Origin of the sequence: Streptomyces sp. HUAS 15-9 (assembly GCF_025642155.1) — a bacterium.
Taxonomy (GTDB): Bacteria; Actinomycetota; Actinomycetes; order Streptomycetales; family Streptomycetaceae; genus Streptomyces.
This window is the reverse complement of the sequence record NZ_CP106798.1, coordinates 7223326-7234630: the sequence shown is the minus strand read 5'-3', so window position 1 is coordinate 7234630 and position 11305 is coordinate 7223326. Positions and strand designations below refer to the sequence as shown.

7 protein-coding genes and 1 pseudogene are annotated in these 11305 nt (G+C 69.1%); 4 read left to right on the top strand and 4 right to left on the bottom strand.

Going from position 1 to position 11305, the window contains the following annotated elements:
• Positions 1-36 precede the first annotated feature (36 nt).
• A pseudogene (locus N8I87_RS33015) lies at positions 37-299 on the bottom strand (L-tyrosine/L-tryptophan isonitrile synthase family protein); the annotation flags it as partial.
• Between the two features lie 94 nt (positions 300-393).
• Here N8I87_RS33015 and N8I87_RS33010 point away from each other — a divergent pair.
• Positions 394-714, top strand: coding sequence for a hypothetical protein (locus N8I87_RS33010; RefSeq protein ID WP_263214219.1), 321 nt, complete (start codon positions 394-396; stop codon positions 712-714).
• A 10-nt stretch (positions 715-724) separates the two neighbouring features.
• Here N8I87_RS33010 and N8I87_RS33005 read toward each other — a convergent pair whose 3' ends face one another.
• The gene (locus N8I87_RS33005; protein ID WP_263214218.1) at positions 725-991 is read right to left on the bottom strand and encodes a hypothetical protein; all 267 of its coding nucleotides are present in this window, start codon (positions 989-991) and stop codon (positions 725-727) included.
• Between the two features lie 567 nt (positions 992-1558).
• On the opposite strand from N8I87_RS33005, the gene N8I87_RS33000 reads away from it, so the two are divergent.
• The 3 genes from N8I87_RS33000 (at position 1559) to N8I87_RS32990 (ending at position 6722) form a co-directional block, all read left to right on the top strand.
• The gene (locus N8I87_RS33000; RefSeq protein ID WP_263214215.1) at positions 1559-3943 is read left to right on the top strand and encodes a hypothetical protein; all 2385 of its coding nucleotides are present in this window, start codon (positions 1559-1561) and stop codon (positions 3941-3943) included.
• Positions 3944-4077: 134 nt separating this feature from the next.
• Positions 4078-5982, top strand: a complete 1905-nt coding sequence (locus N8I87_RS32995) for an exo-alpha-sialidase (RefSeq protein ID WP_263214213.1) — start codon at positions 4078-4080, stop codon at positions 5980-5982.
• A 500-nt stretch (positions 5983-6482) separates the two neighbouring features.
• The gene (locus tag N8I87_RS32990) at positions 6483-6722 is read left to right on the top strand and encodes a hypothetical protein (RefSeq protein WP_263214211.1); all 240 of its coding nucleotides are present in this window, start codon (positions 6483-6485) and stop codon (positions 6720-6722) included.
• Positions 6723-6802: 80 nt separating this feature from the next.
• Here N8I87_RS32990 and N8I87_RS32985 read toward each other — a convergent pair whose 3' ends face one another.
• A complete protein-coding gene (locus tag N8I87_RS32985; RefSeq protein WP_263214208.1) occupies positions 6803-9478 on the bottom strand; it encodes a WD40/YVTN/BNR-like repeat-containing protein in 2676 nt (891 codons plus the stop codon).
• A gap of 173 nt (positions 9479-9651) precedes the next feature.
• Positions 9652-11199 (bottom strand): sialidase family protein, encoded by a 1548-nt coding sequence (locus N8I87_RS32980; RefSeq protein WP_263214206.1) that lies wholly within the window; start codon positions 11197-11199, stop codon positions 9652-9654.
• Positions 11200-11305: the final 106 nt, after the last annotated feature.

The following is an 11305-nucleotide window of genomic DNA, read 5'->3' as shown; positions in this document are numbered from 1 at the left end:
CGGGCCCCGCCTCTTCAGGGTCGCGTTGGCGCACTCTCACTGAGCCCCAGGCAGGCAAGCTGACCGGTTCTGGTCGAAGTGACTGTCTCTGCCGCCTTGCCGCACCAGTCGACCATCCGGGCGGCTTCGGCTCTGGGCATGAGAGTCCACCTACCGTCGCTACGGCGCAAGGCGACGGAGTGCCAGGGGGTCGTCCAGGCGTCGGGGGCGTCGAGGAGGCGGATGCCGAACTTCGGGGCGCCGACGGGCTGGGGATGGATGGAGAGGCGTACGGCGCGGGGGTGGTGTTCGGCGATCAGGGTGACCCGGCCGTGCCTGCGGGGCTTCGTCGGGGCCGGAGCGCCTTCCTGGCTGGCGCCGTCAGGTCACGGGGTTTCGCGTTAGCTTTCGGACGTGGCGCACGATGAGGCAAGGCAGCTGGAGGTCGTCCACCGTCCCGGGGATCCGCCGGCACCGCCGCTGCATATACAAGTGGGCGACGAGGTCGCGATCACCCTGTACGGATCAGCCGCCTATGGGTGGATGCCGGTCGAAGTGGTCACAGGGCCCTTGGCGGTGATCGCGGCGGAAACAACAGACGGAACCGTACGGGCCACGGTCAGGGCTGTGGGTGTCGGTGAGGCGGAGCTGCGATCGACGTCGTCGTTTCGCGGAGATCGGTTCGGGCCGCAGACGCGGCTCTGGCGGCTGCTGGTCCACGTCGAACCGTCGTAGCGCACGACTGTCACGGGACCACAGTGAGGGTCAGTTGCCAGGCCCTTGAGGGCGGACCGTGTGAGTCCGGCGTGTAGGTGTCGGCCGAGCTGAGCGTCGCGGTCCCCGCAGAGGCGGCGCGCGCGGTGGCGGACCGAGTGCCGTCGGATGCGGTGTGGTCGTCGAGCAACGTGACGGTGTTCGGGTTGGAGCTCCTGACCGGTGCCCAGCCGTAGTTGGCCGGCGACTTGAGGGTGAGGTGGATCGTCGTGCCGACCTGCAGGCAGGCGCTACGCAAGGGATTGTCGGCCGACGGGTACAGGACCGTGACGGTGCCGCTGAGGCACGGTCGGGTGGAGCTGGAGGCCGACGAGCCTGCAGGGGCCGGGGTCCCGTGGGACGACCGGGTCGAGGCGGGGGCCGACGGGCTGTTCTTGGCGGGCGCGGTGGCCCCGGTGCCGGACGCGCAGGCGGCGGCTGAAACAATGAGGGCGAGCACGGCGAGTGAACGAGCGCCGGTGCAGCGGTGTCTCACGATGCCCCCAGGGTGGAGTCGGGAGAGTCCGATGGTGGGACGCGGCTGAGGCTGGATCCGTTCCGTGATCCGGCAGGGATTCGCGCCTCCCCGCTACGGGCGATACAGGGAAATCCCTTGTGCCGATACAGAGGAAACCCTCTGTTTTTACTGTGAGTTGGCTGAAGTCTGTAAATTCTCGGTTGCTTCGCGCCACGCAGGCTGCATCTCTCTTGTTGCGTGACATGTCCGGTGCAACCATCCCGGATTGCGAACACGCGCTCCATCGGCGTGAACGTCCTTCTTCTCCCCACATGCCGGGCGATCTCCGGCTGCTCGAAAGGATGTTCCGTGTCCCGATCCAGACGCAGACGCGGCCGGATAGCCGCGCTCACCGCGATCCTGACCGCAGTCCCCGCACTCTGGCTCGCCGCCCCCGCGGCCCAGGCCGACCCCGCACCCCACACCGCGGCGGCCCACCACTCGGCCGACACCGGGCCCGCCGTCCGCCACGACACCTCCCCCACCCTGCGTTCCATGGCCGCCCACGCCCACCACGAACACCACGGCAAGAAGCAGCAGGATGACGACCCCGGCGAGGCGCGCCTCCCGCACCCGCCCGCGTCCCACATCCCGGACCCGGTCGTGCAGTCCAGCCCCGGCGGGCCGTCCGCCCCTTCGACGGGCACGAACTTCGAGGGCATCGGCGCAGGAAACTACTCGATCACGGGTGTCCCGCCGGACCCGAACGCCGCCGTAGGCTCCAGCCAGATCGTCGAGACCGTGAACACCGCCTACGCGGTGTACTCCAGGTCCGGGGCAACGGTCCTCGCCCCGACCGACACCAGCACCCTGTGGTCCGGCTTCGGCGGATCCTGTCAGTCCACCAACGACGGTGACGCGGTCGTACGCTGGGACACCCTCGCAAGCCGCTGGGTGGTGACGCAGTTCGCCAACGTCTCCTCGTCCTCCGGCCCGTACTACGAGTGCGTGGCCGTCTCCAGCAGTTCGGACGCGACGGGCAGCTACTACCGCTACTCGTTCCAGTACGCGAACTTCCCGGACTACCCGAAGCTGTCGGTGTGGCCGGACGCGTACTACGTCACCTACAACATGTTCACCGCCTCCGGCAGCTTCCTGAACGCTGAGGCGTGCGCCATGAATCGGTCGGCCATGCTCACCGGCGCGAGCGCCGCCCAGCAGTGCTTCACCACCTCGTCCTCCTACGGCGGCCTCCTCGGCGCGGACCTGGACGGCTCGGCTGCACCGCCGTCCGGTGAGCCGGAGCTGATGGTGGGCCTGGGCACGACGAGTACGACGCTGGCGTACTGGAAGTTCCACGTCGACTGGACGACGACCGCCAACTCGACCTTCACCGGCCCGTCGACGCTGACCGTGGCGTCGTACACCACCGCCTGCGGCAGCTCCGGCACCTGCATCCCGCAGACCGGGACCAGTCAGCAGCTCGACTCGCTATCCGACCGGCTGATGTTCCGCCTGGCCTACCGCAACTTCGGCGACCACGAGTCGCTCGTGGTCAATCACGCGGTGACAGCAGGCAGTTCCGTGGGCGTGCGCTGGTACGAGCTGCGCATGTCCGGCGGCAACCCGACCGTGTACCAGCAGGGGACGTACGCCCCCGACTCCACCTACCGCTGGATGGGCTCGATCGCCGAGGACAAGGTCGGCAACATCGCCCTCGGCTACTCCCAGTCCTCCTCCTCCGTACACCCGTCGATCCGCTACACCGGCCGACTGGCCGGCGACACACTCGGCACGATGACGCAGGGCGAGGTCACCGCAATAACTGGTGGTGGGTCCCAGACCACGTACAGCCGCTGGGGCGACTACACCTCGATGTCCGTGGACCCGACGGACGACTGCACGTTCTGGTACACGAACGAGTACATCCCCGCCAACGGCAACTTCAACTGGCACACCAGGCTGGCCTCGTTCACCCTGCCCAACTGCGGCTCCACCGCGAGCAACGACTTCTCGATCGGCGTCAGCCCGGCTTCGTCCACTGTCGCCGCCGGTTCGTCGGCGAACACCACCGTCTCGACCGCCGTGACCTCCGGTTCGGCTCAGTCGGTGAGCCTGTCGGCATCCGGGCTGCCGAGCGGGGCGACGGCAAGCTTCAACCCGGCCTCGGTGACCGCGGGCGGTTCGTCGACTCTGACGGTGGCCACGGCGTCGTCGACGCCGGCGGGGACGTACAACATCACGGTCACCGGCACGGGCGCCTCCGCCACCCACACGGCGACCTACACGCTGACCGTCACCTCGGGCAGCGGCGGCGGTGGGATCACCAACGGAGGCTTCGAGACGGGCAGCCTGTCCGGCTGGACCTCGGCCGCGACCACGTCCGTGGTCAGTTCCGGGGCGCACAGCGGCACCTACGCCGCCCGGGTCGGCAGCACGTCGCCGACCAACGGCGACTCCTCCATCGCCCAGACGTTCACGGCACCGTCCGGGACCAGCACGCTCGGCTTCTACTACAACGTGACCTGCCCGGACACGCTCACCTACGACTGGGCCACGGCCACGCTCAAGGACAACACCACCGGCACCACGACCACCGTTCTGGCCAAGACCTGTGTGTCCTCCTCCGGCTGGATCCAGAAGACCGCCCCGGTCACGGCCGGGCACAGCTACACGCTCACGCTCATCAGCCACGACGACAACTACACGGGTGACGCCACCTACACCCGCTACGACGACGTGACCCTGTCCTGACCGGCGTCGGGCCAGAGATCGGTTCCTGAAACGTCGTGCCCGGGGCGGACCAGCGAACCTGCGCCGGTGGTCCGCCCCACCTCGAACGCCCTCGCTTGAGGGCACACCCCCCATCGACGACAAGGGGTCTCCTCATGTCGCGCACTGCTGTCCGTAGATCCGTGGCGACCGCCACCACCGCCCTGCTCTCTTTAGGCGGCCTCCTTCTCGCCTCGCACCCGGCCCTGGCCGACGTCTCCAACGGCGGCTTCGAATCCGGCAGCCTGACCGGCTGGACCTCCGCCGGGACCACGTCCGTGGTCGGCTCCGGCGCCCACACGGGTACGTACGCCGGCCGCGTTGGCGGCACCTCACCCACCAACGGCGACTCCTCGATCGCCCAGACCTTCACCGCGCCGACCGGCGCTACTCAGCTGTCGTTCTGGTACAGCGTCACCTGTCCCGACACGGTCACGTACGACTGGGCCACGGCCACCCTGACCGACGCCACGACCGGCACCACGACGACCGCGCTGGCCAAGACCTGCACCAACGGCCAGGGCTGGAAGCAGGTCACGTCGTCCGTGACCGCCGGTCACAGCTACACCCTCAAACTCGTCAGCCACGACGACAACTACGCGGGCGACGCCAGCTACACCCTCTACGACGACGTCTCCTTCACCACCGCCACCCCGCCGCCCGGTCTGACCCAGGTCAGCACGGATCCGTTCACCAACTCCTCCAGCCAGCACGCCACCGAGCTCGAACCGGACACCTTCGCGTACGGCAACACGATCGTCGCCTCCTCGCAGGTCGGCCGGTTCACCGACGGCGGCTCCTCCGACATCGGCTGGAACACCTCCACCGACGGCGGCACCACCTGGCAGCACGGCATGCTCCCCGGCATCACCACCTACCAGGGTGGCACCTGGGCCCGCGTCTCCGACCCGGCCGTCGCCTACGACGCCAAGCACGGCACCTGGATGGTCGCCGGACTGGTCATCGACTCCAACGTCAACGGCGCCGGCGTCAGCGTCAGCCGCTCCACTAACGGCACCAGCTGGCAGAACCCGGTGATCGCTGTCGGCAACGACGGCCAGGGCTACGACAAGGAGTGGATCGTCTGCGACAACTCCACCTCCAGCCCGTACTACGGCACCTGCTACGTCGAGGTGGACGTCACGTCCTCGGGCAACGCGGTGGTGATGAGCCGCTCCACCGACGGCGGCGCCACCTGGTCGGCGCCCGTGGCACCGTCCGGAGGCCCGAGCGGCCTGGGCGGCCAGCCCCTCGTCCAGCCGAACGGCACGGTCGTGGTCCCCTACTCCGCCAACGGGTCCTCGATCCGCGCCTTCAACTCGACCAACGGCGGCTCCAGCTGGTCCTCCAGCACACTCGTCGCCAACGTCTCCAGCCACGGCGTGGCCGGCAACCTGCGTGACGGTGAGGGCCTGCCGTCCGCCGAGATCGACGGCTCGGGCAAGGTCTACGTCGCCTGGCAGGACTGCCGCTTCCGCTCCGGCTGCCCGGCCAACGACATCGTCTACGCCACCTCGACCAACGGCACCAGCTGGTCGTCGGTGACGCGGGTCCCGATCGACGCCACCACCAGCGGCGTCGACCACTTCATCCCCGGCATCGGCATCGACCCCGCCACCTCCGGCACGACGGCGAAGATCGGCCTGTACTACTACTTCTACCCGAACGCCAACTGCACCACGCCCACGTGCCAGCTGGAGGTCGGCTACATCTCCTCCGCCAACGGCGGCAGCACCTGGAGCGCCCCGGCCACGGTCGCCGGCCCCATGTCCCTCTCACAGATCGCCGGCTCCACCCAGGGCAGCATGGTCGGCGACTACATCTCCACCTCCGTCGTCAGCGGCAAGGCGGTCTCCGTCTTCGCCGTCGGCAAGGCCCCGACCAACGGGCAAGCCTTCGACGAGGCCCTCTACACCGCCGGCCCGCTCACCGTCACCGGAGGCAGCGCCCGCTCCACGACCCACGGCGCGGCGACCGTCCCCTCACCGCATCTCACCAGGCCGCTGCCGGTCCAGCACTGACCCGAGAAGACACATGGTGCGCCCCGGCGACGACGCCGGGGCGCACCTTGTGTATGAGCACGGGACTATGGGCGCAGGAACCGGGCGCCGGACCCGGACGTCACAGTGGCGTGCGGCGACGTGAGGAGGCAGTTGTGGCGCTGGAGCAGCAAAGACGCAGGCCGGTGCTCAGAGGGTCGTGCTTCGGGGCCGCCGTCGTTGCGGTCGGCTGTCTGCTGACCGCCTGCGGAAGCAGCGGCAATAGCGCCCACTCCGGCTCCACACCACCGCGCTCTTCCGCCGACCCACGCGCCACAACGCCGTCGCCAAGCAGTACAGGGAGGGTAAGTCACCCAGCCTCGCCCGCTACGTCGTCGGCGACAGCACCTCCCGAGACTCCGTCGTCGCCACCCAGGGACACCGCCAAGCCCCGCCCTACGGCCTCCGCGTCGTCAGGCTGCCTGGCAGGCTCTGCCACGATCACCCACAGCGCCGGGGATGCCTCGATCCGAACCCTGTGTGTGCGATCCGGCACGACGGTGACCGTCGTCCTGGAACCCCGCGCCCAAGGCCCCTGGCCGCAGCCGCGAGGCAGCAACCCGATGCTGGCGCTGGTGACCTCCTCCGCCACCGACGGCAAGGGCGCCACCCGGGTCACGGTGCGTGCCGCGCGCATCGGATCGGCGTCCGTGACCTGGGGTCCCGAGGGCGCGCCGCTCTTCACGCTCCAGCTGAGTGTGGCGGCATATCCGGTGCAGTGACCCGAACGCCGGACGGCCGGTGGGCCCCATGAGCGGGGCCGCACCGGCCGTCGTCGTGCTACGTAGCGTACGGGTGGCGATCAGTCCTTGCGGCCCTTGAAGCGCCGTACGTCGAAGGACCAGATGCCGCGACCGTGGGTGGCGGCGTACAGCTTGCCGTCGGGACCGAGGCGCAGCTGCATCACGGCCGTGGTGGGCAGGTCGTGGCCCAGGACCAGCCACTTGGTGGCGCCGGCGGGGCGGTAGAAGGTGGCCAGGTCGGTGCCGAGGGCGAGGCCGCCGTTCGGGAGGAGCTTGACCGTGTCGGCGGGGACGTCGGGCAGGTTGGCGGAGATGTCCGTCCAGCTCGCGCCGCCGTCCTTGGACTCGAAGACGTGGCCGACGCCCGCGCCCGGACCCTCGGTGAAGCGGCGGGAGAAGCCGTTGATCGCCACGTAGACGTGCTGGGCGTGGGCCGGGTCGATCTCGAAGCCGGAGACGTAGCGGTTCGGGATGGTGCCGTCGACCGGGAGGGTGAGCTGGTGCCAGCCGGTGCCGTCGGCGTTGCCGACCGCGATGCCCCGGGTGAAGCCCTGGTTGTTGCAGGGGCCGCACCAGCCGACGTAGACCGTGCCGCCGGAGGACGCCACCGCCGTGGCCACGTGGCCCTCACCGAGGTCGAACGCGTTCGTCCACTCCTTGCCGGAGCGGATCGCGAAGCCCTTCGTGTTCACCCACACGTGCCGGCCACCGGCCACCCAGGTGTGGGTGTCCTTGGCGTCGGCGGCGATCGGCGCGATGAAGCGGGCGCCCGCGCCGCCCTGGTCCTTATCCGGCGGGGCGACCTCGTACTCGGTGGCCTTGGACGGGTCCGTCGACCAGGAACCGTCGTTGACACCGCAGTTCTGTGTCACCCACATGTCCAGGTAGACATACTCGGCGGCAACGTTGCAACCGTTGGCGGGGTCGGTGATGGTGTCGCCGCCGTCGCCGCCGAAGTTCGAACCCATCACCTTGTCGTGACCGCGCAGGATCGACTGACCGTTGTCCTGCAGACCGCCGGTCACCGAGACACCACCGTTGGTGAGGTCCTTGCCGACACCCACCGAGTAGTACTGGAGGGTGTCCAGGGTGCCGTCGCTCAGGGACTGCCAGTCCTTGGCGTGGCCACCGGAGTCGACCGCGCCGTTCAGCGGACGGCGGTAGATGCCGCCGTCGTTGCCGACATACGCCCAGGTCTTGCCCTTGTAGCTGCCGATCGCGACCGCGTGCTGGTCGGAGTGGGTCGTGGGCGAGCAGTCACCGGTCTGCTTGGCCGGGTCGATGCTCCAGCAGGGGAAGGGGAAGTTCCAGTACGGGCCGGGAACGGTCCAGCTCTGGCCGCCGTTCTTGGTCTCGAAGACCTCTTCCAGGCCGAGGTAGACGTGATCGGCGTTGGCCGGGTCGACCTGGAGGAACTGGTTGTACCAGGACTGGATGCCGGGCATGTAGCCCGCACTTTGCAGCGCGGATCCGGACGCCTTCAGCTTGGTGTAGTCCGCGATCAGCGTCCACGGCCCGAACGGCGAGCCGTTCTTCGACACGTACACGCCCTTCAGCCCGCTGTCCGGGTTGGCGGCCATCTGCGCCGGCGACTGGTCGATGGCGTACAGACGCGAGCCGTCCGCCGCCGCGGCGAACGTCATGTTGCCGACGTCGTCACTGCTGGTCGGCAGGTCACCCAGTCCGCTGACCGGCTTCCAACTGCCGTCGTCCGCCTTCGCGTACAGCCCGTTGTACGTGTCGCCACCACGCCAGCCCACCGCAAGGAGAACCTTGGAGGGGTCCTTCGGGTCCACCGCGATGTCGTTGGCGATGTTCTTGTACGGCGCGCTCGGGTCGGACGCCTTCGAACCACCCGGCAGATAGTCCGGGTTGGGGACGAACTCTTGCTTCCACGGCCCCGACAGGGTGGTCGTGGAGTGCGACCAGACGCCGGTGCTGGTCGCCGCCCATACCTTGGTGCCGGCGAAACGCAGCGCGTGGATCACGGTGGACTCCAGCTCGGCGCCGCCCACGCGGTCGCCGGGCTGGAACTGTCCGTGGCGCGGGTCCTTCAGGACGTACACGCCCGTGCCCACGAAGGACGTCGCGCCGGTGTTGGACTCGCCCGTGGCGTACCAGAGCCGGTTCTGCCCGTCCAGCGAGAGGGTGCCCGTCGACAGGGACGGGAGCTTGTCGGAGATCGGCTTCCAGTGCCCGCCGCCCGTGGTGGAGCGGAAGACGCCGCCGTTCGCGCCGCCCGCGTACACGTCACCGTGGTCGTCGGCCGCGATGCCGGTGATCCGGCCCGTGACGTCGCCCGCGCCGCCGCTGGAGTTGGAGTTCACATCGCGGTAGCGGGGGTCGTCGGCGTTGTACGCCTTCTTGGTGACGTGGTCCCAGCTGCCGCTCGTGTGCCTCATCGACTGCAGCTGTTGCCAGGCCGCCCCGTAGGCGCCGGGCGCGACCACGCCGGGCGCGGTGCGGGCCTCGGTGAACTGGGCCGTGGCCTCGGCGGAGTTCTCCGCCTCGTCGGCCCCGTCGTCATCGCCGCCTTCTGCGGCGAACGCGGACAAGCCGTGTCCCGCGTGCACTGCCTTGATGTGCTGCCGGCCGATGGCGGCCTGGTGGCGTGCCTGCCAGGGGCGGGGTCTTGCGTTGTTGGGCGCCGCGAAAGACTGGGTGCTTACCAGTCCGAGCGCGGCCGCTACGACGGTGCAGGTTATGAACCGTCGCTGGTGCTTCGGGGGCAACATGCCCGCTCCTCCCTGCGCCGGGAGCATGGGGGTGTCCCGGGCGCAGAGGGGATCTTGGCGTGACCACAACAGTCACACAAAGGGCTCACAGGAAAAATGGCGCTCTGTTTACCTTGCGCCTCACATGAACCCGAAGTTCCGGAAGCTGCAGCCGCTTTGCGACGCCTCTTCGATCATCGGACGAGCCTGTGCGGCCGGGCTCCCAGCGTTCCTGCGGTGCGCGCTGGGGCTGTGGCCGTGGCCTCGACAAAGGGTCCGTTCTGCGTGCCGGTGTGGAACAGCCCGCTGTAGGCGTCGGTGGAGTCCTGCGCCGCGTTGGCGTTGGTCTCGACGAACAGCGGCCGTACAGCGGAGCGGCCGTCCGTGGCGAGGCCCTCGTAGTCGCCGAGGAAGTGGCCACCGGCGTAGGGGGCCTGGAGCCAGTCGAAGACGCGGGAGATACGGCGCTCGGTGGCACGGCTTTCCGCACCGCGGCGGAAGGTGACCAGCCAGGCGGCAGTGGGCAGGGTCGTGGCGTTGCTCGCGGTGAGGTAGCGCAGGTCGTAGTAGGTGATCGCGACCGTGCCACGGGCGTCCACACTGATGGAGGGCGTGAACGCAGGTGCGGAGGCGACAGTATTGACCCGCTTCGGTGCCGACCAGGTGCGGCCGCCGTCGGTGGAGTGGATCAGTTCCACGGAGTTGTAGCCGCCACTGCTGAAGTCCGAGCCCTCATAGGCGACGTACAGCTCACCGGTGCGCGGGTCGATGGCGACGTTCGGCAGGTCGCCGCCCGCACGCAGGGCTTTGCTCGCGTCGGTGGGGGCGTTGGGATCGACTTCGGGTACGGACGTGTCCTTGGCGATGGTGACCGGCTTGCTCCACGTGCGTCCCTGGTCGGTCGACTTGACCATGGCGAAATGCAGGTCGGTGGGCGTGAAGGTGCCGGTCGCGTAGTCGATGTCGTACGTCTGCCAGTCGAAGACGTCGTAGAGGGTGTCGGTGCGCGGGTCGACGACGATGACGTTGCCGATGGTCTGCGAGTGCGGGACGACCGAGGTGTCCACGAACGGGCGTGCCTTGGTCCAGTGCCGGCCGCCGTCGCGGGTGATGGAGATGTAGGCGGGTCCGTCGTAGACCTTGGTGGAGTCGTCCTCGTCGATGCGGTCCCAGACCTGGTAGGCGACGCCGGGGTGGAAGGGGTCGGCGGTGACGGCGTTCTTGTCGTCGGTGAACTGGGCCTGTGTGTCGTCGATCAGGGGGGTGGTGTGCTTCCAGGTGCGTCCGCCGTCGTACGACGTCGAGGCGGCCACTCCGTTCCGTGCGTCGGTGGCGTCGAACACCAGACCGCTGGCGTAGACCGTGCCGTCAGGGCCGGTACTCACCCAGCCATCGGAGGCCCGCTGGTAGTTGAGCCCGCCCGGCGCGCAGTGCGAGAACGGCAGCGGCGTCTCGGTGAAGTGCCGCCCGTCATGGGTGTATGTCGCGGTCAGACCCCGGGCGCCGCCGTTGGACCAGCGGTCCTGCTGGAAGATGCCGACCGCGTTGTGCGGGTCGCGGGGGCTTGCGGTGACGTACGGTTCGTCCTCTGCGGACAGGTAGTTGGTGCCGGTCCCGTCGCCGCTGATGTCGCAGGCGGCGTAAGGGTCGGTGGGTGAGACCAGGTGGACCGGCTGGCTGTCGCTCGAGGCTGCGGAACTGCCCACTGTGGCGACGAGCAGTAACGTAGCGGCGGTGGCCACGAGAGACGCTCTTGTACGTGTGCGCATGGCGATTCCCCCAACTCCGCGATGACGGTTCGTCTCGGGCTGTGCTGGCGCAGGTACGGTCCCGGCGTCGCCGGGACGT

Excerpts from the sequence above, each read along its gene's own strand:
- N8I87_RS32985 (WP_263214208.1), bottom strand. The coding sequence starts at position 9,478 with ATGTTGCCCCCGAAGCACCAGCGACGGTTCATAACCTGCACCGTCGTA.
- N8I87_RS32995 (WP_263214213.1), top strand. The coding sequence starts at position 4,078 with ATGTCGCGCACTGCTGTCCGTAGATCCGTGGCGACCGCCACCACCGCC.